Origin of the sequence: Clostridioides sp. ES-S-0005-03 (assembly GCF_020658455.1) — a bacterium.
GTDB lineage: Bacteria > Bacillota > Clostridia > Peptostreptococcales > Peptostreptococcaceae > Clostridioides.
Genome location: NZ_JACVWI010000003.1, coordinates 124228 through 150952 on the forward strand (window position 1 = coordinate 124228; position 26725 = coordinate 150952).

At 28.8% G+C, this 26725-nt stretch carries 27 protein-coding genes; 17 read left to right on the forward strand and 10 right to left on the reverse strand.

Annotated elements, in window-relative coordinates; genetic code table 11:
* Positions 1–253: 253 nt before the first annotated feature.
* From IC218_RS13280 to IC218_RS13315, 8 genes are all read left to right on the forward strand, one after another.
* Positions 254–1024 carry a nucleoside phosphorylase gene (locus IC218_RS13280; protein ID WP_227824654.1) on the forward strand — a complete coding sequence of 257 codons (771 nt, stop codon included), beginning with the start codon at positions 254–256 and terminating at the stop codon, positions 1022–1024.
* 315 nt (positions 1025–1339) lie between these two features.
* Complete coding sequence (locus IC218_RS13285; protein ID WP_227433544.1) at positions 1340–1597, forward strand: Mor transcription activator family protein; 258 nt, start codon at positions 1340–1342, stop codon at positions 1595–1597.
* A 451-nt stretch (positions 1598–2048) separates the two neighbouring features.
* Positions 2049–3443: a conserved phage C-terminal domain-containing protein gene (locus IC218_RS13290; RefSeq protein WP_227824655.1), complete on the forward strand. Its 1395-nt coding sequence runs from the start codon at positions 2049–2051 to the stop codon at positions 3441–3443.
* Positions 3444–3643: 200 nt separating this feature from the next.
* Entirely contained in the window at positions 3644–4945 is a 1302-nt protein-coding gene (locus IC218_RS13295; RefSeq protein ID WP_227824656.1) for a replicative DNA helicase, read from the forward strand.
* Positions 4946–5011: 66 nt separating this feature from the next.
* Positions 5012–5287 (forward strand): Mor transcription activator family protein, encoded by a 276-nt coding sequence (locus IC218_RS13300; RefSeq protein ID WP_227433541.1) that lies wholly within the window; start codon positions 5012–5014, stop codon positions 5285–5287.
* 250 nt (positions 5288–5537) lie between these two features.
* Complete coding sequence (locus IC218_RS13305; RefSeq protein ID WP_227824657.1) at positions 5538–5768, forward strand: 4Fe-4S dicluster-binding protein; 231 nt, start codon at positions 5538–5540, stop codon at positions 5766–5768.
* Positions 5761–6342: a 4Fe-4S binding protein gene (locus IC218_RS13310; RefSeq protein WP_227433539.1), complete on the forward strand. Its 582-nt coding sequence runs from the start codon at positions 5761–5763 to the stop codon at positions 6340–6342. Before IC218_RS13305 ends, IC218_RS13310 begins: the two co-directional genes overlap by 8 nt.
* 356 nt (positions 6343–6698) lie before the next feature.
* Complete coding sequence (locus tag IC218_RS13315) at positions 6699–6848, forward strand: type I toxin-antitoxin system toxin (RefSeq protein ID WP_227824658.1); 150 nt, start codon at positions 6699–6701, stop codon at positions 6846–6848.
* A 201-nt stretch (positions 6849–7049) separates the two neighbouring features.
* Here IC218_RS13315 and IC218_RS13320 read toward each other — a convergent pair whose 3' ends face one another.
* The 4 genes from IC218_RS13320 to IC218_RS13335 are packed head-to-tail and all read right to left on the reverse strand — an operon-like array spanning position 7050 to position 10090.
* Positions 7050–7646 carry an ATP-binding cassette domain-containing protein gene (locus IC218_RS13320; RefSeq protein ID WP_227433537.1) on the reverse strand — a complete coding sequence of 199 codons (597 nt, stop codon included), beginning with the start codon at positions 7644–7646 and terminating at the stop codon, positions 7050–7052.
* Positions 7647–8414 (reverse strand): ABC transporter permease subunit, encoded by a 768-nt coding sequence (locus IC218_RS13325; protein ID WP_227433536.1) that lies wholly within the window; start codon positions 8412–8414, stop codon positions 7647–7649.
* Positions 8383–9390 carry an ABC transporter substrate-binding protein gene (locus IC218_RS13330; protein WP_227433535.1) on the reverse strand — a complete coding sequence of 336 codons (1008 nt, stop codon included), beginning with the start codon at positions 9388–9390 and terminating at the stop codon, positions 8383–8385. Before IC218_RS13330 ends, IC218_RS13325 begins: the two co-directional genes overlap by 32 nt.
* 49 nt (positions 9391–9439) lie before the next feature.
* Complete coding sequence (locus tag IC218_RS13335) at positions 9440–10090, reverse strand: Crp/Fnr family transcriptional regulator (protein ID WP_227433534.1); 651 nt, start codon at positions 10088–10090, stop codon at positions 9440–9442.
* A 190-nt stretch (positions 10091–10280) separates the two neighbouring features.
* On the opposite strand from IC218_RS13335, the gene IC218_RS13340 reads away from it, so the two are divergent.
* The 4 genes from IC218_RS13340 (at position 10281) to IC218_RS13355 (ending at position 15332) form a co-directional block, all read left to right on the forward strand.
* Entirely contained in the window at positions 10281–10973 is a 693-nt protein-coding gene (locus IC218_RS13340) for a GTP-binding protein (RefSeq protein ID WP_227483057.1), read from the forward strand.
* A complete protein-coding gene (locus IC218_RS13345; protein WP_227824659.1) occupies positions 10973–11728 on the forward strand; it encodes an ATP-binding cassette domain-containing protein in 756 nt (251 codons plus the stop codon). Before IC218_RS13340 ends, IC218_RS13345 begins: the two co-directional genes overlap by 1 nt.
* On the forward strand, positions 11715–12629 hold the full coding sequence (locus tag IC218_RS13350; RefSeq protein ID WP_227824660.1) for a hypothetical protein: 915 nt from the start codon (positions 11715–11717) through the stop codon (positions 12627–12629). Before IC218_RS13345 ends, IC218_RS13350 begins: the two co-directional genes overlap by 14 nt.
* 813 nt (positions 12630–13442) lie before the next feature.
* Positions 13443–15332: a sigma 54-interacting transcriptional regulator gene (locus IC218_RS13355; protein ID WP_227824661.1), complete on the forward strand. Its 1890-nt coding sequence runs from the start codon at positions 13443–13445 to the stop codon at positions 15330–15332.
* A gap of 126 nt (positions 15333–15458) precedes the next feature.
* Here the strand turns inward: IC218_RS13355 and IC218_RS13360 are convergent, their stop codons facing one another.
* From IC218_RS13360 to IC218_RS13385, 6 genes are all read right to left on the reverse strand, one after another.
* Positions 15459–16157 carry an RraA family protein gene (locus IC218_RS13360; protein ID WP_227433529.1) on the reverse strand — a complete coding sequence of 233 codons (699 nt, stop codon included), beginning with the start codon at positions 16155–16157 and terminating at the stop codon, positions 15459–15461.
* A gap of 33 nt (positions 16158–16190) precedes the next feature.
* Complete coding sequence (locus IC218_RS13365; protein ID WP_227824662.1) at positions 16191–17174, reverse strand: hydroxyacid dehydrogenase; 984 nt, start codon at positions 17172–17174, stop codon at positions 16191–16193.
* Positions 17175–17188: 14 nt separating this feature from the next.
* The gene (locus IC218_RS13370; protein ID WP_227433527.1) at positions 17189–18328 is read right to left on the reverse strand and encodes an amidohydrolase family protein; all 1140 of its coding nucleotides are present in this window, start codon (positions 18326–18328) and stop codon (positions 17189–17191) included.
* Positions 18329–18364: 36 nt separating this feature from the next.
* Positions 18365–19777, reverse strand: a complete 1413-nt coding sequence (locus tag IC218_RS13375) for a DASS family sodium-coupled anion symporter (protein WP_227433526.1) — start codon at positions 19775–19777, stop codon at positions 18365–18367.
* Positions 19778–20420: 643 nt separating this feature from the next.
* Positions 20421–21098: a Crp/Fnr family transcriptional regulator gene (locus IC218_RS13380; RefSeq protein WP_227824663.1), complete on the reverse strand. Its 678-nt coding sequence runs from the start codon at positions 21096–21098 to the stop codon at positions 20421–20423.
* A 361-nt stretch (positions 21099–21459) separates the two neighbouring features.
* The gene (locus IC218_RS13385) at positions 21460–22830 is read right to left on the reverse strand and encodes an MATE family efflux transporter (protein ID WP_227824664.1); all 1371 of its coding nucleotides are present in this window, start codon (positions 22828–22830) and stop codon (positions 21460–21462) included.
* Positions 22831–22954: 124 nt separating this feature from the next.
* Between IC218_RS13385 and IC218_RS13390 the strand changes: the two genes are divergently transcribed.
* The 5 genes from IC218_RS13390 (at position 22955) to IC218_RS13410 (ending at position 26592) form a co-directional block, all read left to right on the forward strand.
* Positions 22955–23491 (forward strand): PadR family transcriptional regulator, encoded by a 537-nt coding sequence (locus IC218_RS13390; protein WP_227824665.1) that lies wholly within the window; start codon positions 22955–22957, stop codon positions 23489–23491.
* Positions 23492–23598: 107 nt separating this feature from the next.
* A complete protein-coding gene (locus IC218_RS13395) occupies positions 23599–23817 on the forward strand; it encodes a DNA alkylation repair protein (protein WP_227824666.1) in 219 nt (72 codons plus the stop codon).
* Positions 23810–24736 carry an SPL family radical SAM protein gene (locus IC218_RS13400; protein ID WP_413927328.1) on the forward strand — a complete coding sequence of 309 codons (927 nt, stop codon included), beginning with the start codon at positions 23810–23812 and terminating at the stop codon, positions 24734–24736. Before IC218_RS13395 ends, IC218_RS13400 begins: the two co-directional genes overlap by 8 nt.
* Before the next feature lie 232 nt (positions 24737–24968).
* Positions 24969–25412 (forward strand): GNAT family N-acetyltransferase, encoded by a 444-nt coding sequence (locus tag IC218_RS13405; protein WP_227824667.1) that lies wholly within the window; start codon positions 24969–24971, stop codon positions 25410–25412.
* A 700-nt stretch (positions 25413–26112) separates the two neighbouring features.
* Complete coding sequence (locus tag IC218_RS13410; protein WP_227824668.1) at positions 26113–26592, forward strand: XRE family transcriptional regulator; 480 nt, start codon at positions 26113–26115, stop codon at positions 26590–26592.
* Positions 26593–26725 lie beyond the last annotated feature (133 nt).

The window sequence follows — 26725 nt, forward strand, 5'->3', positions numbered from 1 at the left end:
GTATGCTCTATGTGCAATAGTTTTTTATTGATTTTGTTTAGAATATTTTCTAGAGGGGATAAAATGTTTAATATGTTTGTTTAGAATGAACTATCTAGATGTATCCAATATCTGTGTCCAGTAGCTAGATTGTAAGTATAGACCTTTAATTATTTTAGCTAGTTCATCGTCATATAATATACTCCATATATTGAACAGGAACACGATATTGAACAACAATATGCTATACTAAATTTTGAGAGGAGGTTATATTGTGAGTGAAATTCTGTTGGAACAGTTTGACTCTGATTTGGGAGGGATTTTGATGCCAGAATATGTAATAAAAAAACCTGATTGTCATTTTCCTGAGACTATCGTATGTGAATTTTCAAAATCTATGATACAAACAATTGTTGAAAAGTATAATGGTAAAAAAATAGGTCGTTTAATTAATGTTGCTGGAGATATACCAATTTATGAAGTATTTTTCAAGAATGTAAGAATTGGAATTTGTCAGGTTATGGTAGGTGCAACAGCATGTGTAACCAACTTTGAAGAATTAGTTGAGTTAGGAGCAAAGAAGATATTTATCTGTGGAGAATGTGGTGTGTTAGACAATTCTATTGATGATGCATATCTAATCATTCCAACATCAGCTATCCATGATGAGGGCACAAGTTATCATTATCAACCAGTCTCTGGTGAAATTATACTTAACCCACATGGAGTTAAAGTGATTGAATCTGTATTTAAAAGTAAAGGATTATCATACATAAAAGGTAAAATATGGACTACTGATGCTCCATACAGTGAAACACCTAATAAAATACTTACACGGAAGACACAGGGGTGTATTGCAGTTGATATGGAATGTGCTGCTGTAGCTGTCGCAGCACAATTTAGAAATGTTATATTTTCACAGTTTGTTTATGCTTGTGATAATCTAAACTCAGATGTATGGGAACAACGAGGATTAACTATACGTCCTATTTCACAAAAAGTATATACCTTTGAGCTTGCAATGGAGTGTGCTATTAAGTTGTAAATTTAAAGTCTTTTAACTTGTATTTTGATAATTTAAAATTGCCAAAGCAGTAAATCGATTAAGGTTTACTGCTTTTTTTATTGTTGAATTTAAAAGTGATATATAGCTATATGCTCCTTCTGGAAAAATATTATTATATTAAAAATGCTTTAAAAGTGTTCGTTTTAGTCTAAGGTTTATGTTAAAAAAATTATTAAATTTAATCTGTAAATAAAAAAGTTAAAAGTCCAATATTAACATTTTACTCTTAAACCATTAAAATCTTTATTAAAGCTATTAAATTTATCAAAAATATTTTAAAGGAGAGTGTAGTTTATGAAAGTAAAATTAGAAGATATACCAGTTCAGTTCCATGCAATGGTGGAAATAGTGGGGATTGATAAGTTTGTAGAGATTGCTAAATTGTATGGAGGTACAAACACTTATATACCTACATGTAAGGGGATTTTTAGATATGCAAGAAATAGGGAGATAGTGAGACAGTTTAATGGGGTTAATTATGGGGAACTCGCCATTAAACACAACATGTGTGTAAGCAATATTAAGCGAATAATAAATGAAAACAGTATATAAGTTGTTATACAAAGTATTTTGTAAAGATTAAGTGTGAGTAGGTAAAAGACATTTTATAAAGTTTTTTTTAGACAAAATTACTAAATTTATTGCCTATTAATTTAAATAGATTGTATATTCTATAAAATATTCTGTTAAATAATGGAGATATATTGAGAATTCAAAAAAAATAGTCGAAAATATTTGTTGGATAAAAAATAAACAAAATGATACAATTGCTTGTATAAAGGGGAAAAAACAATAAATAAGCTATATAAATAAAAAAATATAAATAAATATGACATAATATATTTGCATATTTAAGAATATAAATAGGGATTTTAAGGGATTAATAAGTATATTTAAAATATATTAAAATAAATATATATTTAAATTTAAACTTTATGTTATCTATATAAAGTAATAATTATTGAGAAATGATTACTTATTAGTAGAAAAGGGGTTAGTAGATATGAATAATGGATTTTATAAATTGAATTCAGTAGTATTAGGCTTTGATATAACAAATGATATTAATAAAATAAGATTTAATCATTATATAATGAGAAAAGAAAATATACAGAGATTGCAAGGTACTTTACCAAGAGGTCAATTTTATATGACAGTAAGAAGAACTGCTACAGATTTACAACTTTCTATTTCTACTATAAGTAGGCTTGTAAGAGAGTTTTCAGATTTAGGAGTAATAAGGCTTGTGTCTAAGGGAACAAGGGGGAAGATGCATTCTATATATAGCTATATCAGTTCAGAAATTAGTGAAGATTTATTTGATAGTACTAGTGAGAATTTACTTGATAGTGATGAAACTATAGATTTTAACTATAACAGTGTAGAGAACTATGAATTCAGTAATTTAGAGTATAGTTATGGAAATGTTGAAAATAAAGGTTGTATTGATGAAGATTGTATTTATGGTGGTGGAATGTCAAAGTACAATAGTGCTTATGATAATACAGAATGTAGTAGTTGTGATGACTGTAGTATATTAAGTAGTAAGAATAATTCTGCTAATAAAAAAAGCAATGACTTAGCTTCTAGTGGAATAAAAACTCATGGTAAAAATACTAGCTCTAATAATGAAAATATCAACAATGAAAATATCAACTCTGAAAAATCTGTTATTAATTTTACTAATGTAACTAATAAAATTAAAGATTATACCAAAAAAACACTTATTGGAGAAGAACTTAAAATCGAAAACTCTAATTTAAAATCGAGGTCTTCAAATGTTAGATTTAATGAAACATGTAATGACATAGATAAAATAACTAAAAATGACATAGAAGATAATCAAAGTAAAAATGTTATAAAATTAAGTAATAGTAAAGTATTTAGTAGCATGAATAGAGATGGTAAAAAGAGTGGTTTTGATAATATTCATGATACACAAAAAGAAGATAAGTTTGTAACAAATAAAAAAGAATCCTTAAATAAATTTAATAAAAAAAATATACAGCAAAGCATTATAAATATGCTAAATAAAAAAACAGGAAAAAATTTTAAAATCAATTCTCCAACGAGCATAAAACTTATCAACGAAAGACTAAAGGAAGGTTATGTCTTAGAAGATTTCTACAAAGTTATTGAGGTAAAAGTAGCTAAGTGGAAAGATACCATAATGGAAATGTATATAAGACCAGAGACCTTATTTAGCCATAAATTTGAATCCTATGTTAATGAAAACATATCTGTAAAAAATCAAAGTAATGTTTACCAGTGTAAAAAGAGCGACAATAATAGAAGTAATAATTATATGTATTCTGACTATACCACGTATGACGACAGCAATCGTGAAAGAAAAAAACATGAAAATGCAAGGTATTGGAATCCAATCTGTGAATTTTAATTAGTCTGATAATGCGTTTATAGGTGGAATGAATTTATATATTTTATAGCTGATAATGCATTTCTAACTAGTAATATATTTATATCTTTTATAATTAAAAGTATATTTCTAACTGACAATATCGTTGCAATCTAATATAAAAATAAAAGACTTAATAATATTAAAATATAAAACTTAAGAGGAAAGCGAGATTAATTTATATGGTTAAATCAAAAGCTGTTGAAATAGAGCAGGCTATTTTAGGCACAATTATTTTAGACAATAAATTAAACTACAAACTAGATGACTTAAATGAAAATATGTTTATGAATTCTACATGCATTGAAATATTTAAAATCATGAAAGAACTTAGAAAAGAAAATATAATAATTGATGTAGCAACTGTAAAATCAAAGATAGATGAGAAATCTTTAGCAATTAAAATGAGTAGTTTAACTAGTGTAATTACATGGGGTCAAACTTTTGGTATTGATGGTTATATAAAAATTTTAAAAGAAAACTTAGCAAGAAGAAGCATAAATCAAAATTGTCAAAGACTCTTGGAAGGCATAAACTTTGGAGAAAATATTGATACTTGCATCTATAAATTTGAAAATAATATAAGAAAAATCTTGGACAAAGATACTTATGAAAATGATGATGTACATAGCATAGCAGAAAAAGTCCTTGATTTTTTAGAAAGTAAAAAGGATGTTGGATTTAAGTTTGGGATAAGTTTACTTGATTCGACTATAGGAGGTCTTTTTAAAGGAGAGCTAACGACAATAGCAGCTAAATCAGGGGTTGGAAAGACTGCTTTAGCTCTTCAAATAATGTTAAATTCGGCCAAGCAAGGGAAAAAGACTCTATTTATAAGTAGAGAAATGACAAGTGAGCAAGTGTTTATGAGAAATATATGCAAGATAACAGGAGTAAGTACAAGAAATATGAAATCTAAAGAGATAAGTGAAAGTGATTGGAAACTAATTGTAAATGCAATAGGGGATTTACGTGAGAATAACTTAATTTATATAAATGACAAGATAGACACAATCAGTGCAATTAGAAAGAGGATAAGGCAAATAAAGCCAGACTTATTAATTGTTGATTATGTGCAACTTCTTACATCTCAAAAAAGTATGGAAAAAAGAGAAAGAGAAGTAGCCACTTTTTCTAGAGAATTAAAAAGTATGACTTTGGATTTTGATATACCAATAATTCAGTTAAGTCAATTAAATGATGAAATGAAAGATTTTAGACCTTATGGAGATAGACCTATGAGGGATAGTAAAGCCATCTACCACGATAGCAACAATGTGGTTTATATACATCAATTAAAAGGGAGTGATTATGAAGAAGCAGTAAAAGATATAGGAGAAAGTGAGGAATTAGTTAGAGAATCAGAGTACAGGGGAATTAAGATTGTTGATTTAATAGTTGCGAAGTGTAGGGATGGACAGACTAGGCATAAGCATTTTTGTTATTATGGGGATAGGTTGCATTTTCAAGAACTAAATTATTAGAGTAATGAGATAGCCATAACAAGCTTATTGAAAGTCGAAAAATAATATAAAATATGAGGTGAAAAGATGTTAGAATTAGAGGAAATCATAGAATTGCTTGAAGAACACAATATAGAAGTGAGTATTCCAAAGGAGTTACATAAGTATAATTTATTGGAGTATCTGAAATTGTGTCAACAAAGTGGGGGAACATATTTTTATATTAAGACAGTGGAGGGTGCTTTAAAAGAGGCTAGAAATGAGCTTATGATTAAATTGTTTAATGGAAAAAATTATATGGAATTAGCTAGAATGTTTGATATGAGTGTTATTAATGTCAGGTACATTGTTAGAAAAAAATAGATATATTGTGGATAAGGTAAGTGTGATGTGTATAAAGTTACGACTATAAATAAGTTTAAACTGTGAATAATAGAGTAAGACTGTGTATAAAGTTATGATTATTTGAACAACTCAATGTCGCTTATTTACTTAAAATCCTTCTACAATTAGAGTATAATTTCTAATCTGGATATCTTATGTGATTAAGTCACAGATAAAAAGCAAATATATTGTTATAATTCTTATAGATTAATAATACAGGGAGGTTATTATGTCTAATAAAAAAAAGAAGTATGCAAATATTTTAGAAAATGAGTGTGTAGCCTGTGGTAGCTGTATAAAAGTCTGTCCAAGGAGAGCTATCTCAGTACCATATGGTATTAGTGCAAAAATTGATAAAGACTTATGTGTTGGATGTGGTATTTGTAAGAAGGTATGTCCAGCATCTGTGATTGAGATTATAACAATATTAAAAGAGGAAGAAGGTAAGTGTCATGAATAATAAAAAACACTGGTATGACTATTTATGGATTTTTTCTTCTATATATTTGATATTGGGATTTGTAAATATTATTTTCGCTTGGATTGGGTTAATTTGTTTCTTTGTTCCATTACTTATTTCTATTATTAAAGGAAATAAAGCGTACTGCAATAAGTATTGTGGAAGAGGACAGCTGTTTAATTTGCTTGGAAATAAATTAAAGTTGTCAAGAAATAAAGATATTCCTAAATTTATTAGAAGCAAGTGGTTTAGATATGGTTTTTTGACGTTTTTTATGGTGATGTTCGCTAATATGCTTTTTTCAACTTATCTAGTGTTTGAGGGTAGTAGAAATTTTAAAGAGGTAGTGACTTTGCTTTGGACTATAAAGATGCCTTGGCAATGGGCATATCATGGGACTTTAGTTTCACCTTGGGTGGTACAGTTTGCGTTTGGTTTTTATAGTGTTATGCTTACATCGACTGTTCTTGGATTGATTACGATGATACTATTTAAGCCTCGTTCATGGTGTGTTTATTGTCCTATGGGTACTATGACTCAGATGATATGTAAGGCAAAGAGTAAGTCTATATAGATAGAGTTTATGTGAATATGTAAGGAGTATAGATAGAGTTTGTATAAAATAAACTTGTCTATGCTTCTTTTTTATGTGTAAGAGCATTAATTAAGTAGAAAAATTAAAAAGAGTAGATACAAGGAATTTAGATAGCAATAATAATTAAATAATAAGATAGAATATAAAGCAATGAAAGAGGCAGAAAGGGAAAGAAAAAGAGGGTGAAGGAGATAGGAAAATAACTATATAATAGGTAAAATATGTAGGAATTATATGTTATAATAGTTTTAGCAAGAAGATGTAATCTACAATTTATAGAGTGGAGTTCATACAAAAGGTTATCCTCCCAACGTATAGAAGGGAGGTGAGTATGTGTGGATAATTTTTTACAAGGTGTACTAGCAAGTTTAGTTGCCAGTTTAATAGTTTACTTAACTGATAAATTGTTTAAAAAAGTAAAAAGCCACTCTGGCAGGAGTGACTTTAGTTTTGAACTAAAGATTAAGTTCAACAAGAAACACTAATTTACGAACTCCACTCTACTGCAAATAGATTGTAGTTCTTCTTGCTTTTATTATATCACAAATTAGAAAAAATATGTAAAGTACTTGTTTTAATCGCAGGTACTTTTTTATGTAAAAATAAATTTGCCTACAGCCTTTTTGGTATACAGAATTAGTAAGTTTGAAATAACATTCATATAAAAACTTTAGTTGATTTTAAAATCAATATATTGAAGGCATTTTAAAATCAATTATTAACTTTTCATGATTTCTAAAGTATTTTATATCATCCATATCATGAGTAATTATTATAGCACTCTTGTTTTCCATCTTTCTTATTACAAAATCCATAACCTTATACTTAGTTTCTGTATCCAGCCCTTTAAATGGCTCATCCATTATAAGCAAGTCAAAATCATATAATAAAGCTCTTAATATTGCAACCCTTCTTTTCATACCACCACTTAATTCCCTTACTCTTTTATTCATACAACCATTTAAGCCCAATACCTCTAAGGCACTTTCAATTTCTGAATTACCCAGATTTTCACATACCAACTTTATATTCAATGACACACTTAGATTTTCACACAAACTATCATCTTGGAATACTGCACTAATCTTTTTATTACTAATACCTACAATTTTTCCGCTATCTGCTTTCTCCAAACCCATTAATATTCTTATCAATGTTGTCTTACCAATACCAGAGGTTCCTGTTATAAATGAGATAGCATTATCTTTAAATACATTATTAAAATTATCTAAAACAACCTTATCATTATATTTTTTACTTAGATTCTCAATTACTATATCCATTTAGTTTATCTCCAATCTTTTTAATAAATAGTCTATTAATGATAAAAATCCCTTTTGAAAGCAAATACTTATTATAATGATAACTATAGTCCATGCAAATAAATCTGGTGTATTTAAGTATACTTTAGCTTTGTATAAGTTTTCACCTATAGAATTAGCAGGCATTCCTATTATCTCTGCTGCTATTCCAGATTTCCAACATAGACCTAAAGAAACACTACATGCTGCTCTTAGATATGGTGCTACCTCAGACAAATATATGTACCTTATTTTTTTTATCTTACTGACTTTAAATACTTTTGCCATATCATTTAACTCTCTAGATATACTATTTATTCCATCTAGGATATTTCTATATACCACTGGCAATACCATCAAGAAGGATATAAAAATAGACAGGTTCTTTGAAGATATCCATATTAGAGATAATATTATGAACGAAGCTACTGGTATAGATTGTATTGTAAGTATTAAGGGTTCAATAAGTATCCTAAAATTTTTTTTATTAGATGCTATTATGGCAGATATTATTCCAATGATAAAGGCTAATATAAATCCTGTTGTTATTTTCAGAAAAGAAAAGAGTATAGATTGCCAAAACTCAAACTTCATAGATAATTCGAATAACCTTTTCAAAGATGAAAAAGGAGATACTAAAAGTATCTCCTGACCAATTATCATACTACTTATTTGCCAAACGATAAGCCAAAAGATTATTGCTAGTATATGAGTTTTACTAATTTTCTTGTGTATAGTAGAAATCTTCACCTGGCATCTTTCCTCCTATTGACTTTGGATTAGCATCATAAAGTACTTGTAAGTATCCACTTAATTTATCTTTCATTGTATTACCTTCTATAAATGTTATATTACACTTTGGAATTGCTTTTTTTGCTATCTGTGCTGGAACTATTTCATTTTCCTCAATAAGTTTTGAAGCTTCTTCTATATTATTGTTTGTAAAATCAACTGATTTCTTATATTCTTCTAAGAAACTTTTAACCTTTTCTGGATATTTATCAACAAACTCTTTTCGTGCAACAACAACTCCTGTTACTAAAGCACTTTCAGTATTTTTATCTTTATTTAAAGTATCCCATTCTTTTGTCAAATCCAAAGCTACTCTTAAGTTATCACTCTTAGTCAATGCTGTTGTTACAAAAGGTTGGGGAAGTAGTGCTATTCCATTTTTATCGTTTAATAATGCCGCCAAACATTCTGTATGTTCTGATTTGTATTCTATGTTGACATCTTTAGTTGGGTCAATTCCATTTTCTTTCAATATGTAATTCAAAGCATATTCAGGAGTAGAGCCTTTACCACTAGAATAAATAGTTTTGCCTTTTAAATCATTTACATTGTTTATAGAATTTCCATTCTCAATTATGTATAAAACTCCTAAAGTATTAATGGCTAGTGTTTCTATTTCACCATTGCTATTATTATATAAAACAGATGATAGATTTGCGGGAATAGCAGCAATATCTAGTTCTTTATTCACAAGCTTAGGTGTAATTTCGTCAACAGAATTTGCTATTGAAAATTCATAATCTTTTTCTTTTTTATCCTTTTCATCGCCAATCATCTTAACCATTCCCATTCCTGTAGGACCTTTTAGTGCTGTCACCTTTGCAACTACTTTAGTTTCTTCTTTTGTTTGTTTTTCTGGTGGGTTTGATGCACAACCTACCAATGAAATTATTATTAATGATGCCAGTAATAATATTGATAATTTCTTTTTCATAAAACCTTCCTCCTAGTATTTAATTTTATATAGAATCTGTTATTTAAGTTTATATTTCATATAGAATTTGTGTTAACTTTTCTTTATTCAATATTTTTATACACTTTTTACCAAACTCTAAACAATTTTCATTTTGTAATGATTGTAATTCCCTATATAAAGATGCTCGACTTACACTAATCCTTTTACTTAACTCCTCCTTAGAACATTCTAATAGGATAGTGTCATTTTTGCTAGTTTTTTCTAGTAAATATTCAATAACTTTCTTTTTACTAGACTGTATATTTAAAAACTCTATCTTTCTCAGTAAAAATTGTATTTTTCTATTACAATATCTTGAATACTCTAAAGCTACAGAAATGTCCAACTTCATCATATCTATAAAGCATTTTTTTGGATAAAAAACTACATAAACATCACTTTTGCATTTTAGTACAGTATCTAAGGATTCTTCATCAAATATATTAGAAATTCCAAAAACATCTCCTTCCTTTAGAATAGACATGTTAACTTCAGTTCCATCACTCGATATACAATAGATGGATACTTGTCCTGCTTTAACTACACCTACATAATATTCTTTATCAAAAAAATCACTTATAAATTGACCTTTTTTATAACTCTTTGCTTTTATCTTATCTTCTACAATGTATCTTTCAGAAAATAACTTACTATTTATTAGTACTTCTTTCTCATTCAAAGTCATCACCTTTTCTGATAAATATTCACTTTGATTGCAATAATATCACAGTATTTACCAAAATTCAATAATATTGATAATTATTTTCAATCAAGTTTATTTATTAATTGTCTCATCTGATACAATTTTTAGTAGTTTTTAATGCTATCATATCTCTTAACAAAATATGAAAGGAGACTTTACATAAGCCATGAAAACTATATTAATTTCTGGGTCATCCTCTGTAGGGAAGACCGCTTTAATAAAACATTTAATTCCATATCTTAAGTCTAATGGGCTTAACCCTTCAATATGTAAGATAGATTGTCTAGCTACTGATGATGATTTAATATATAAAAAATTGAATATACCTTATATTGTTGGACTTAGTAAAGACATATGTCCAGACCATTTTCTTATATCAAACATAAACGAACTTATGCTTTGGGCTAAAAATAAAAGTAGCGATATTTTACTAATAGAAACTGCTGGGCTTTGCAATAGGTGTTCACCTGCAACAAATAAAACACTACACATATGTGTATGTGATTGTACATCTAGCTTTAAGACTCCTCAAAAACTAGGTCCTATGTTAAGTGAAAGTGATGCCATAGTTCTAAGTAAAATAGACATGGTATCACAAGCAGAAAGAGAGATAATATCATTCAATATAAAAAAAATAAATCCTAATTCTAATATATTCTTTATAGATGGATTAGTTGGTTTTGGTGTAGAGCTAATTTCAAACTATATAAACAATGCTAATATTCTAAACAATGACGAACATTTATTGAGACATACAATGCCAAGTGGGGTGTGTTCTTATTGTATTGGAGAATGTAGAATTGGTGATGAATTCCAACAAGGCATAGTTTCTAAAATGAATTTTAGAGGTGAATTTTAATGAAAAGTATAACCATATATCCTGGAAAAAACAAACTTGGTAATACAGAGAACTTTGAATCTCTAACTTTTTATAGAGGTCATATTTATTCCATTGTAGGTAATACTGGTTCTGGTAAAAGCAGGTTAATCAAAGATATAGAGCAGTTTGTCAATAAAGATTCTTTGACTAATCGAAAAGTAGTCATTGATAATATGGAAGTTGCTATTGAGGAAAGAAATAAATTTTCTACAAATCTCATTTCTCATCTTAGCCAAAATATGAGGTTTGTTCTTGATTCTACAGTCGAGGAATTTTTAGTTATACATAAAGAATGTAAAAACAATACTTCTGTCTCAATAAAAGAAGTACTAGATGTAGCAAATTCCATAACAGCAGAACCTATTTCCCTATCTCAAGACCTTACATCATTGAGTGGGGGACAGACACGTGCCTTAATGATTGCAGATGTTGCTTTCATTTCAAATAATCCTATTGTTTTGATAGATGAAATAGAGAATGCTGGAATAAATAAAAATGTTGCTTTAGACATCTTATTGAAAAGTGATAAACTGATTTTTATAGTTACTCATGACCCTCATACAGCACTTATAGCAGAGAAGCGTATAATAATGAAAAATGGTTCAATCTTCAAAGTAATCAATAAGACTAACGAAGAAAAAGAAATCTTAGGCAAACTTAAAGATATATATGAATTTCAACTAGAATGTCAATATAAATTAAGAAAAGGAGAGACTCTTCATGAAAAATGTTAGGTTGTATTGGAGCAATATTTGTATACTTCATAAATATGAGAAAAACTATTTAGATAATTTAATTATGTCTTTAAAAGAGAAGGATATTAATTTAGAGGTAACTTATTTTGGTATAGGTTATCCTTACAAACTTAATGAATATTTAAAAAAAACAGACGCTTTAATTCCAGATATTATAGTTTCTACAGATTTAGAAGTGTATGAAGACAAGAATATCTATTCAAAGTTTTCAAGTAACTTATATCCATTATCGAATTATTTCAATATTAAGAGTGAGATTAAATCATCATCTATATATTTTGATGAAAGATTACTTCCATTTTTAGTTATACCATTAGTATTTTCTTATAACCAGAATTACAAGGGTTTGATAGATTCTATAAAAAACGTAATTGACACTGATACAAAAACTGTCATTGGTGGTATAAATAACTCTGGTGCGAAATCTGTTGTTAAAGCCATTTGGAGTAGGTATGGAAAAGAGTATGTAGAGAGATTTTTGTCCAATTCAACTATACTAGATATGCCAATACAATCATTTAATGATGTAAAAAATGGTTCGGATAGATTAGCTATAACTCCTAGTATATATGCAAAGCGTGCTAATAATAAAGATTTATTTATGTCATATCCTGATGACGGGGCTATAGCATTGCCATCTTATATTACTGCAAGTAAATCATTAGACGAAAAGACTATGTTAGAGGTATTAAAATCTCTTGTATCTAAGGAGTTTTGTAATTCTTTTGTGAAGTCTGCATCATTACTATCTTGCATCTATGATACTATAGAGGATAGTCTTATTAAAGATAATCAGTATAAGTTTTTATATCCTTCTAAAAAATGGTTAGATACAGTTACGACTGAAGAATTTTTTGAGGTTTATAATATGTATATATAATATATTTATTTTTACTTATTGTTTGTATGTTATTGTTTGTGACTAATAGTATTTTATATTTATGGATATATATAATTAGGCTAAGTAATCTTATTGAATCATCTTAGAGGAGAATTGTTTCAATGTCTAATGGTACTGTCGATTAATTATAATATTCATAGTCGATATAATTATAATGTGAGTTTTGTTTTTTAACAGAGCAATTATCATATAGATTAGGGGTTCTTAGGAACTCCTTTTCTGTTTTTATATAAAAAAAGAAGAAGATTCAAATTTTTATTTTGAGACATCACCTTTTATCATGGTAAAATGAGAGTATAAGATATTGATACAATACATATATATCGTTATGTGAATAATTTATCAGATATACTAAGTTCTAAGTCATTAAAAATTTACATTAATATAATGAAACTTGTATTTAAAAGTGCTTTTGATTTAAAAATGATAAGAATTCAACTAAAGGAGTAGATTTAGTTAAATCAAAACAAATTCAAAATAAAAATTATAATGAAGAGTAAATAATAAAACTATTAGAAGTATGTAAAGATACTGAATTAGAACTTCACATAAACTTAAATATTAGTCTGGGTATGAGAACATCCAAAATATTAGGTCCTTCATGGGAGAATGTAGATTTTGAAAGAAAAACAATTTCAATTGAGAAAATTACTGCAAAAGTAGATAATAAAGTAATTCTGAGGTGAATATTTTTAAAATCCTGTGAGTAGAAAATGGAGTGTCACTCTGAAGACATTATTTTGTGTGAAAAAATAATATAAAAAATAGACTAACAAAAGGAGGTTTTATGATATGAAAAATGAGATAGTAGTCATTGCTCCCTCTAAGTTATTTTCAGATACTGTATATGAAGTACTTGAAGAATTACATATAAAAATTCCATCATACATTGCTACAGGTAAAGAAACTATAGAACTAGCAGATAACATAATTAACTTAGGCACTAAAGTAATAATTACTCGTGGACAAAATGTTGATTTATTGCGTAAACATGTCTCAATTCCTATAGTGGATGTTGGATACAAATACGAAGACATATTTTATTCATATAAAAAAGCACTTAAGTATTCTTCAAAAATAGGATTTATAGGTTTAGAATCATCATATAAAACTGCTAAACGATTTAAAGAAATCTCCAATTTTGATTTAGAAATACCTAAGTTAAATTCTCTTTCTGAATTTGAAGATACAATAAAAGAATTAATTGATAATGGCACTGAGATTTTCATAGGTGGTAAAACAACAAAAGAAATCACCTCTAAATACAATAAACTCTGTATAGAGACTGAAGTTGAAAAGTCTTCTATTCATGCGTCTATCAATGAAGCAATTCATCTATATAACATAGGAATTGAAAAGAGAATAAATAACTCTATTACAGAAGAAATTCTAGAATGTACACATAGTGGTATAATTGCCATTGATAAAAATCACTCACCACTTTTTATAAATAATCAAGCAAAAAGGTTACTATTTAACCAAGTTGATAAATTTATAAAAGATTATTTAACTTCTGGTGATATTTCAGATTCACTAAAAAATGGGCACTCTATATGTAACAATATAATTAATTTTAAAGGTTCTTCCCTTACATTTGATTGTTTCCCGATTATAATTGATAGTTTGCATTTTGGATGTGTTGCAACCATACAAGATATCGAAAATATTCAATCAACAGAAAAAGAAATAAGAGAGAGTTTAATTTCAAAATCTCATTGTGCAAAGAACAATTTTAACGATATATTGGGTTCAAGTGATGCATTAATGCACTCGGTAAACATGGCTAAGAAATTTGCTAAATCTAATTCTACAATCATAATTACTGGTGAATCTGGTACTGGAAAAGAAATATTTGCTCAAAGTATTCATAACTATAGCAATAGATTTAATGGACCTTTTGTGGCTATAAACTGTGCAGCTATACCTGAAAATATACTTGAAAGTGAATTATTCGGATATGTAAAGGGAGCTTTTACAGGTGCTAGAAATGAAGGGAAAGCAGGTGTCTTTGAATTGGCACATAATGGGACTATATTTTTAGATGAAATTGGAGAAATTTCTAAAGATGTTCAAGTCAAACTACTTCGAGTATTACAGGAGAGGGAAGTCACTAGAATAGGGGATACTAAAGTTGTACCTATTAATGTAAGAGTTATAACAGCTACTAATAAAGATTTAGTGGAGCAGATTGATAATAATAATTTTAGAGAAGATTTATTTTACAGACTTTGTGTGTTGAAGTTAGATTTACCTCCTCTTAGAGAGCGAAAAGAAGATATCGAACAACTTACATATGCTATTATATCTCATTATAACAAACCAGTGTCAATATCTGATTCTGCACTTAAAATTTTAAGTAGATATGACTTTCCTGGTAATATAAGACAATTAAAAAATATAGTAGAAAGACTAGTAGTTATGTGTGATGATAATTTTATAGATGAGTACTTAGTTTCTGAAATTTTAACTTCTGAGCCACATTTTCGAAAGGATATAAGTTTAACTACTACAATAGATTATTCTCCTATTTTGGAAGAGAATAAAATCGTAGATTATGAAAAAAAATTAATTCTTGAGACGTTAGAGAAAAATAATGGAGTAAAATCTGTTACTGCAAGTCAGTTGGGTATCAGTACTACTACTCTTTGGCGTAAACTTAAAAAGTATCAACTTTCAGATTAAATATTTATTGAATAAAATAAAAGAGGCTGTTACATAACAATTTAGAATCGTTATGTAACAGCACCTGTTATTTTAAAATTTTTATATATAAATATTTTATATACATAGAGTAGAAGTCATTTATTACTAAACTCTGTAAACATCATCTATAATTTGTACACCTTTTTTTTCTAATGTCTCATTTACCCATTCTCTATTTGCAGTTCCTTCAGAAGCCTTTACCACTTTAGCATGGTCTTGTTTAGCATTTGCTTCTGCTTTATCAATAAGGTCTACTGCATCATTTTTAGGGATTACGATTACACCATCTTTGTCTCCTAATATTATATCTCCTGGATTAACAGCAATTCCTCCTATAGATATAGGTACATTCACTTCACCAGGACCTTCTTTATATGGGCCACCTGGAGTAGTTCCTGTAGCATATATTGGACAACTAGACTTTGATATAACATCAATATCTCTTATTGGACCATCTATTACAATTCCTGATACTTTTTTGAAATCTGCAAGATATTTGTACATGATTTCTCCCATGATGGCTTGTGTTCTATCTCCATTATTAGATAGTATTATTACATCGCCTTCTTGAGCTATATTAAGAGCTTGATGAAGCATTAAATTATCTCCTGGTCTTGATTTTACTGTTAACGCAACTCCACACATTTTGTTTTTTGGTGAAGACATTAACTTTATTTCTGAACTTAATGCACTTGACCTATACATACAATCTCCTACATTAGCTGCTGGTAATACACTAAATCTTTTTACAAGTTCTTTATCTGGTAAATCTCTTTTTAAATATACTCTATTTCCTATTGTCATTTTAAGTTCCTCCTAATAAGTGTTTATTGTTTACTAATCATTGTATATCGTTGCATTGTCCCAATCTATTGATTTTACTGGCCAAGTAGGGTTTTTACCTTCAAATACCTCATTAACTCCAATTGCAGAGTGTAAAGAGGCTCTATTAGTAGCTTCTTTAGTTGCTGCTCCTATATGAGGAGATACCACAACATTATCTAAATACAATATAGGGTTTTTAGAATCTACTGGCTCTTGTTGTAATACATCTAAGCCAGCACCTGCTATAATATTATCTCTACATGCTTCATATAAAGCTTGTTCATCTACAACACTTCCTCTTGCTGCATTTATAAAAAATGCTGTTTCTTTCATCATATTAAACTGTTCTTTTCCTATAAAATGTTTAGTGACAGAAGTTGTTGGACAGTGAACAGAAACAAAATCACTTTCTTTATATATTTTGCTTATATCTCTAGTTACTTCTACACCTTGTGGGAAGTCTTTAGATGGTTTATATGGGTCATATGCAACCACTTTCATATTGAATCCATCCATACACATCTTAGCAACTCTTGAACCTATGTTTCCACATCCAATAATTCCTACAGTTTTTCCATCAAGCTCACATTTAGGAGTTCTCAGCTTAGCTTTATAATAGTCATCTATAAAACTTTTTCTTACTTTTGTATAATTTCTAGAGCAGTATAACATATACATTAATGTTACTTCTGCAACAGAAGTACTATTTGCTACTGGACAATACAATACTTGAACACCAAATTCTTTTGCTGCATCTAAATCTACAGTATCAAATCCTGCTCCATGACGTACTATTACTTTTAAGTTATCAGCAGCTTCAAATACCTCTCTTGTTATTTTAGATAACCTAACTATAATTGCATCAATACCTTTTATATCATTTATTATATCTTTAGTCTCCATGCCTGAACCAGTTATCAGTTCATGCCCTCTACTTTCTAAGTAATCTCTTCCCTCTTGCATTATTTCTTGTGGTAATAATATTTTCCAACCCATTTTTTTCCTCCTAATTAATTTTCATATATGTAATCTGGGGCACAATATACTATAAATCCATTTTTAATTGTCATTTCTGTTTTTAATAATTTATCTGCCTCGAATTTACTACCTTTCCAATCTGTATAAGTTTGTTTAACATCCATAATGTCAAATATTGCTACATCTGCATTTGCACCTTCTGATAGACATCCTATCTGATTTTCCATTTTCATAAGTTTAGCTGGATTTTGTGTTGTCATTTTTACAACATCATATAGACTTATTCCCATACATATGTATCTAGACATAAGATTTGGTAGAGAGAATATAGGTCTTCTAAACATGCTTTCCAATACCAAATCTGTACTACAAATATCAGCTATAAATCCTTGTTCTTTTGCTTTTTGCATGACTTCAAAATCACCATGTTTTCTACCTTCTCCTGTATCAAATATGATTCCTCTTTCTCTTGCTTTCTTTACACATTCGTATAAATTGCCATTTGAGTCGAGGATAGTGTTTTGAACACCTTGATATACATGTTCAAATATATCTCCTGGTCTTAAGATATTTAACACATCCTCTGTAGGAACTGGTAAATTTGTACAATGCACCTCAACAGGGCATCCTATTTTTTCAGCTATTTTAATAGTCTCCTTTAATGGCTCTATTCCTAGACCTTCTACTAAATTTTCACTTAATCTTATTTTTAGACCTAATATATTATCTTTATTTTCATTGTATATTCGTTCTATTTTTTCATGATTGAAATACTTTGGGTCAATACATTCATGATAGCTAGTAGTTACTAATCCCGCTGAACAAACTTGTAAGAAACTTTTTATATTTACTTTACTTCTAGCCACAATTGAAGATTTAAAGAGTTGGTAGTTTGCTACTCCTGCTGAACAATCAATTGCACTAGTAACGCCTGTTGGAAGATATGTGCTATCTGGATATATACCAATTTCAGTTCCATCTGCAAACATATGAGCATGTGCATCAATCAGCCCTGGAAAAACAAATTTACCTCTTGCATCTATTGTGTGTTTTGCCTTATCACCATGTTTATATTCAGTTACTTTTCCATTGTATATAGCAATTGTTTTATTGCCATTTACATTATTTTTAGGGTCTATTACGTGTCCATTTACAATAAGTAAATCTAGCATAATTATTCATCTCCAATATATAAATTTAATGTGTACTTACCATAATCCAATTATTTTCCAGTAAGGTAAGCCTATTACTAAGAATATTGCTAATGCAACCATTACCATGATAGTGCCTACTTTCCAGAAATCTTTTTGAGATACATATCCTGATGCAAAGGCTATAAGACCAGCTCCATTTCCATAATGAGTCAATAAAGCTCCATAACTTGCAAAGAATGCTAGTAATAATGTAACTACCATCGGATTTGCTTTAGTAGATAAAACTATTGCAAATAGTACAGGATAAAAAGATGCTACAAATGCACTGTTTGATACAAAGAAGTATCTAACTGCCAAACTCACTAACAATAGTACTATTGTAACTAATAATCCATTTACATCTGATAGATTTAATACTGTACCTAATTTATCAGCTAACCAAGTGTAAAAACCTGCATCAGCTAATGAGCCAGCAATACCATAAAATGCACCATACCATATAAATATATTCCATGCTCCTTTAGCACCAATAACATCATCCCAATCTAAAATACCTGCTATAAGGACTAATGCTAAGAATACAAATCCTACTACTTGCATATTTAAGTTTATAAAAGGTATTTTTTCACCAAACATCCATCCAAGAATAGCAAGAATAAAGAATACAACTAGTATCTTTTCATGTTTTGTAATAGTACCTAATGATTCCAAATCTTTTCTTATCTGTGGTTTAATATCTGTTAAATGAGTTAAACCTGGTTTGTATATCTTATATACTATAAGTGGTGCTACTAGTAAGAATAAACCTGCTGGTACGATTGATGCCATAAACCAAGTTCCCCAAGTTAAGTTAACACCTAACATACTTGCTGCCAAAGAAACTGTTATCGCATTGGTTGCCATACCTGTCAAAAATAATGCTGCTGTTCCTTGAGATACTACATATGTTAATACTGTTAAATATGCACCTAATTTTTTAGGCTCATCATCAGGTTTAGAACCTGCACCTTCTGCTATATTTCTAAATATAGGGTAGATAATAGTTGTTCTAGATGAATTTGAACCTGTAGCAGGGCTAAGTATTAAATCACTTATCATCATTAGGTATCCAAGTCCTAAGGTAGAATCTCCTGCTCTTAGCAAAAGGTTGTATGCCATACGTTTTCCTAATCCTGTCTTTACAAAAGCTGTACAGACAATAGTTACAACAACTAAAAACCAAGTCATCTTATCTGAATATCCATGAAGTAGTATTGACTCATCCATAAACATAAGTGCTACACCTACAATGATTAAAGTAATGATTGGTTCTTTAAATGGTTTAATAATAAGACCTGCTAGTAAACCTAGATATAAAGCAACAATATCCCAAGTTTCTTTTTTTAATCCTTGTGGTGCAGGTAAATTCCATATAATTATTGGTATAGCTGCAACAAGTAAGAATTTCATCAACTGTTTTTTATTCATTTTCTTCTCCTTATTTAATTTTAGATTTATACTAAATTATAAAAGCACGAAATATGCCAACTTTTTAGATTAATAATATTTTATTTGTTTTTTTATGTGATTTATTGTAATTTAACTGTTAATCAAATTACTTTAATACAATTTTATTAAAATCTTTTTTTTTAGTTTGATAAAATAATATTATATTTATTTATATTATATTTCAAATAGAAATATTATATTTCAATTTGAAATGCAATATTTCCGATTGAAATATAGTGTTTGAATTGTTAACATAACAATAAAAGATATATATTCTTATATTCTTGATGAAATGGATAGAGAAGTTTCAGGTAAAGTCGTAGGTAAGTTATACTAATCATAAGAATAAACTTTAAAAAAATTTAAACTTATTTCATATTACTAATAGAAGCAAAACAAAGGTATTTTATTAGCAAATAAAAGTTCAAATTAAATTTATCAGTATTTATAAAAGTGGAAGGCAATTATATGGAAAATAAGATTAAATTAATGAAGAATTGATAGAATAAAAAAGGGTGCTTACATTATGAATAAAAGTGGAAATTTTAAAGAAGAAGTTGAAGAAAGAGATGAAAAGGAGATAAGAAGGAGATGATTCAAATTCTTATTTTGAAACATCTCCTTATAATGTTAAAGAACGAAGTCTATCTTTATCCAATACTTTTACACCACCACGAGATACAGACACAAGACCTTCTCTAGCAAAATATTTCAACATTCTAGACACAACTTCTCTAGCACTTCCCATATACTTAGCAATTTGCTCATGAGTCATATTTATAGTAGTATTATTGTTTTTAGTTATTTCATCAACTAAAAAAGATGCCAAACGCTTATCAAAACTCATAAAAAGGATTTGTTGCATTGCCCACATAACATCAGAAAAACGTTCAGTGGCTAGCTTATATGAGAACAATTCTGCGTGAATATTTTCTGTAGACAATTTTGAGAAAACAGAAGAACTAATTTGTATAATATCGCAATCTGTCTCAGCATCCACATATACATCAAAAGTTATTGTGTTTAGAATGCATGATGCTGATAAGATACATACATCACCATTATCAAGACGGAAAAGTGTCACCTCACGCCCTTCATCTGAAAGTATGTATGTACGTATTGTTCCAGACTTTATAATCAAAATACCAATACAATCACTATCACCACAATGAATTGAGTTTCCTTTTTTAAAGTGGGATATATTGGCTGAAGAGATTAATAAGCTTTTTTGTGAGTCAGTGAGTTTATCCCAAAAAGATAAACTTTGTGTAAGTATATCAATATCGTTTTGTGAAAGCATATAGTGATTCCTTTCCTAAAATAATTATAATCCAATAATACAAGTGAATAGATAAAATAACAAGTAGTTTGTGAAAAAGGATTATTCAATTGTATATTAATAGTATGATTTGTGTAGAAAATATATGTTAATATATATTATTGCCTATTTGTAAGTAGATTAAGTCATATTAAGCATGTAAATTAATGAATTATAATATACATATCTTGTAAGCTGAAAGAGCTGTTTGATAATGAATTTATCATACAATTCTTTGAGCCTACAAAATGCATGAAATAATTTTATATCTTTTCTGATGGTAGATTTGTATAACTAATATATATATTAGATTTGTATAACTAGAACATATCTTGAAGTATATTTATTTAGAAGAAATAGAATTTATTTTTAAAGTATGAAGCTCTTTATGTAGTTTTATTGCCATAAAACCTGCGATTATTGCAGCAGCAAAATCAGCTATTGGTTGTGCATATAAAATACCATTTAATCCCCAAAATATAGGAATAATCAAGATTATAGGAATAAAACATATACCTTGTCTACACATACCCAGTAACCCACCTTCCTTTGCTTTTCCTAGTGCAAGGAACAATGTAGAATATACTGTATAAAAACCAAATAACATAAATGAAAATCCATTTGCTCTAAGAGCCTTACTACCATTTTCAATTAATAACACATCACCACTTGTAAATTGTGAAATTATAGCTGTGGGAAAAAACACCATTACAAGACCAAGTACTACACAAAATAGAGTAGTCCATGCTATAGATGTTTTTATTGCTTGGTGTAATCTATCATAGTTCTTTGAGCCAAAATTATAACCAGCAATTGGTTGGAAGCCTTTTATAAACCCAAATACGATAAGACTTCCCAAAGACATTATTCGTGTTACTGCACCCATTCCAGCTATCACAGAGTCACCATATTTTGTAGCTTCCATATTAGTTAATGTAATAGCGAGACTAGTCAATAACTGGAATATTAAAGTAGGTACACCAATCTTTAAAATTTCTGACATGATTTCATTTGAAAAACAACATTCTTTAATTCTAAAACTAAACATACTTTTCTTGCTAAAAATGTACCTGATATAAACAAGTGTTGAAATCATCTGAGAAAGAGCAGTTGCAATGGAAGCACCTTTTACACCCATGCCAAAGGTATAAATGAATATTGGGTCTAAAACTATATTAAGCAATGCACCTAATAGCATAGCGCACATGGTTGTTTTAGCAGCTCCTTCACTTGTGACAATATTAGTCATAGTGACATTAAATACATTAAAAATAGATGATACGACATAGATACTAGCATAAGACATTGCATAAGGCATAATACTTTTTGTAGCTCCTAATAATTTTAAAACAGGATTGAGAAGAATCATAATGACAATAATAAATAATATACCAACTATTATACTGCTGTAAATAGCTGTACTAGCAACTTTGCCTGCTTTTTCCTTATCTCCATGACCTAGGAGTCTGGCAATGTAGGAAGCAGCTCCATTTCCAAATAATAATCCTAATCCCACAATAATCTGACCTAGTGGAAATGCAACAGATATAGCACCCATTTGACTTGTTCCAAGACCACCTACAAAGTATGCATCTACCAAATTGTACAATGCAGTTATCATCATACCTATCATAGTAGGTAATCCCATAGATAACAAGGCTTTTGGTATTGGGGCAGACCCTAATAATTCAATTTTTTTGTTGATTTCTTTCATGCTAAACACTCCCTTTCTATTGACATTAGCTCTAAAATATATTACTATAAATTATAGTAATAAAGAAAATGCTACTATAAATTATAGTATTTGTCAATAGAGAGAAAACGAGAGGAGAATTTTTATGGCAACAATAGATTTAATTGTACTGGGTATAGTAAAGCAACAGCCTCAGAGTGCTTATGATATTCAAAAAGTGGTGGAATATAGAAATATATCACGTTGGGTTAAAATCAGTACACCATCAATTTATAAGAAGGTAATTCAACTAGAAGAAAAAGGTTATATCCAAAGCACAATTGTAAGAGAGGGGAGAATGCCAGAAAAAGCAATTTACTCTTTAACAGAATTGGGTGAAAAACATTTTTTAGACTTAATGTTTGATACAGCTTCAAAGCCAGTAAATATTTTTCTGGATTTCAATGCTGTAATAGTAAATTTATACAGTCTTACACCAGAAAAGCAAAAGTTGTGTCTTAATAGTATTGAAGAAAATATACAAGTATTGAAGTCGTATATAGAGGAAAATATAAATACAAAATCGAATGTACCAGAAACAGGTAAGGCTATTTTAGACCAGCAATTGGTATTAGCTCAAACATTAGAAACATGGGTGAATTCTCTAAAGGTTATTCTAGATGTTGACAGTGAAAGAGATTAATCTCACTCATCTAAGAGAGATTGCAAAGTAATATAAAGGTCATCATGAATTAGCAATCTGAATTAGCAATCTCATTGTGGTAAAATGGATATTATGAAGCTAGGATTTTGACTAAAACGATTGATGACCTACTACAAGCAATTAAGAAACAAATTAGAAAATGGTCATCTGAATTTTATTCATTGGATATTTACGACTTATCCTGCCAAAACTTATTTGAAAATACTCCTTATGTACAGCCACTTATAACAAGATGGACAAAGTGTAATAGTATTTTCTTGAAAAGAGTAGGATTTGTATTGATTACAAGATATCCCAATGGATAACAAAAAATTATATGATGGAATTAGGGATAAGATAATGATTAAAAGCATACCAGCAAAACAAATTTTACAGAAAGTTAAATTTGACAACTCAAGATGGTTTGGGATTGATTATAATATGAATCTCTATCGTGGTTGTCCTCATGGTTGTATTTATTGTGACAGTCGTAGCACAGTATACAACATAGAAAATTTTGACCAAGTGAGATATAAGGAAAATGTGATAGAAACTCTAAAAAAGGAGCTACGTTCAAAGAGAAAAAAAGGAGTTGTTGGTATTGGAGCTATGTCTGACACATACAATCCTTTTGAAAAAGACCTTTGCATTACTCAACAAGCCTTGAATTTAATTTCAGAAAATCATTTTGGAGTATCTATTGATACAAAAAGTAGTTTGGTAGTTAGAGATATACCAATTTTGAAGGAAATAACAAGAAACAATTCTACTATTGTCAAAGTTACTATAACCACTGCAAATGATGAGTTAGCAAAGAAAATCGAGCCTAATGTGAGTCTAAGTTCTGAACGATTTGAAGCAGTAAAACAGCTCAATGATGCTGGAATATTTTGTGGTATATTATTGACACCTTTGATACCATTTTTGACTGACAATGAGAATGAAATAAGAGCAATTGTTGAAAAAGCACATAAGGCTAATGCAAAGTTTATCTATTGTATGTATGGAATGACAATGCGTAATGGTCAGAGAGAATTTTTTTATAAGCATTTAAAAAATATATCACCAAAACTAGTATTTCAGTATCAAAAAACGTATGGCTTAAATTATGTGTGTCCTAGCTTGAATGGAAAGAGATGTGAACAAGTGCTAAAAAAAGAATGTGCTCGTTATGGTATTTTGACAGAGATGAAAGATATTATAGAAGCCTATAAGAAATCAGACACACAGTTAAAGTTTTTTTAAGCTGTAAGTTGCAATTACCTTCATTCTTCTAAAAATGTATTCTATTATAAATTAAATAGCAAAAACTAAAAAGTAAAAACTAAAAAACAATAAATACAATGAAATTAGATAGTAATAATTATTCAATGTTTCAATTGTATTATCATTTAGTGAAGTGTATCAAATATGTAAAGAATAGTGAAGTGTATTAAATACGTAAAGGAAATATATGTTAAAAGGAAGGGGGATATATATGATAGAAATAAAAACTATAGATGAAAATAAAAAAGGTCATATTGAACTTTTATTGCTGGCTGACCCATATGAGGTAATGATTGATAAGTATCTTGATAAAGGCATTATGTATGCTCTATATGATAATGATGAACTTACTTGTATAGCAGTTGTAATTGAAATTTCTAAAGAAACCTGTGAATTAAAAAATATTGCTACATATGAGCATTTTCAAAATAGGGGTTATGCATCAAAGATGATAAATCATATTTTAGATGTTTATAGTGAACAGTATTCATCAATGGTTGTGGGTACAGCTGAAAGTGGAATCCCGTTTTATGAGAAATTTGGATTTGTTTATTCACATAAGATTAAAAACTTTTTTATAGATAATTATCCAGAGCCAATTTTTGAAGGGGAATCTCAATGTGTGGATATGCTGTATTTAGAATATAAATTCTAGATGCTAATGAGAAGATAAAGTGTTATATATAAAATAAAGAATCGTGATAAAGTAGATAAAGTGTTGCAGAAAGCACGTCTGAAAAGATGTGCTTTTCTATTACTATAAAACAGTATATTAGAGAATAGTTTGTAAAAAACCTATTGTCAATCAAATGGTTATACACTTAATAAAATCATATTTTGATAAATATTACTTTCAAAATATAAAGGAAAGGATTTAGATTTCCATTGATGCTATAATACAAAAAGAGAGGCAAAAATTATTACAAAATCATGTTTTAGCAACAAATTACATGAGTGCAACTTAAAGTTGACAATGTGCATTTCTTAAAATATAGAATTTAACAGTATAGTTTGATAATATTTGGATATCAAATCACAGGAGGTAATAATATATGAATTTTGGTGAAAAATTATTTAAGTTAAGAAAAGAAAAAGGATTATCACAGGAAGCACTTGCAGAATAAGTTGGAACAACAAGACAGGCGGTTAGTAAGTGGGAAAACAATCAGGGATTTCCAGAAACAGAAAAACTTTTACTACTATCTAATATTTTTGAAGTATCAACTGATTTTTTATTAAAAGATGAGAAATCAATAAAAGGAGCAAATGAAAAGGGATATTATGTAAGCAAGGAAGTGGCAAGGGGTTATCTCATCAATGAGAAAAGAGAATGCAAATATTTGGGGTTAGGTTTTTTGTTTTGGGTATTAGCAGGTATTCCTTATGTAATGTTTCCAACTCATACAAGTTGGCGTATTTTAGGAATTGCAGTTTGTGTTGTTTTAGGTATTGGTGCTGTTATACTTGGAATGTTTGCAGAACAAGAAGATTATAAAATCTTGAGAAAAGAGCCACTGTTATTTGATTATGAGTTTTTGAAAGAATTATCAAAGGAATATATTTCAATCAAGAAAAAATATAAGTTAGTTGCTATCCCAAGTACATTTTTGTTTGTGGTTGGTATTCTTATTATAGCAGTAACAGTTAGAGGGTACATTGAATGGGCAGAATATCATTTACTTGTATTTTTGGGATTGGCAGTTGGTATTTTTGGTTTCGTACAATCCATTGGGATTATGGATGCATATGAGCTGTTGGTAAAAAACGAACAGTATTGTGACCGATTTATCTTTAAAGTAAAGAGAAAATTAAAGAATAAAATTGATAGGTTCTAAAAGTAAATTTTTAAAGGTAGGAGCTAGTTAGGGCAAGGTATTAATTGTGAAATTTACAGAGACAGGATAAAAGGTCACGATAAAACAGCAAAATGTATGATAAGTATGAGTAATTATTATGATACTTTATTTT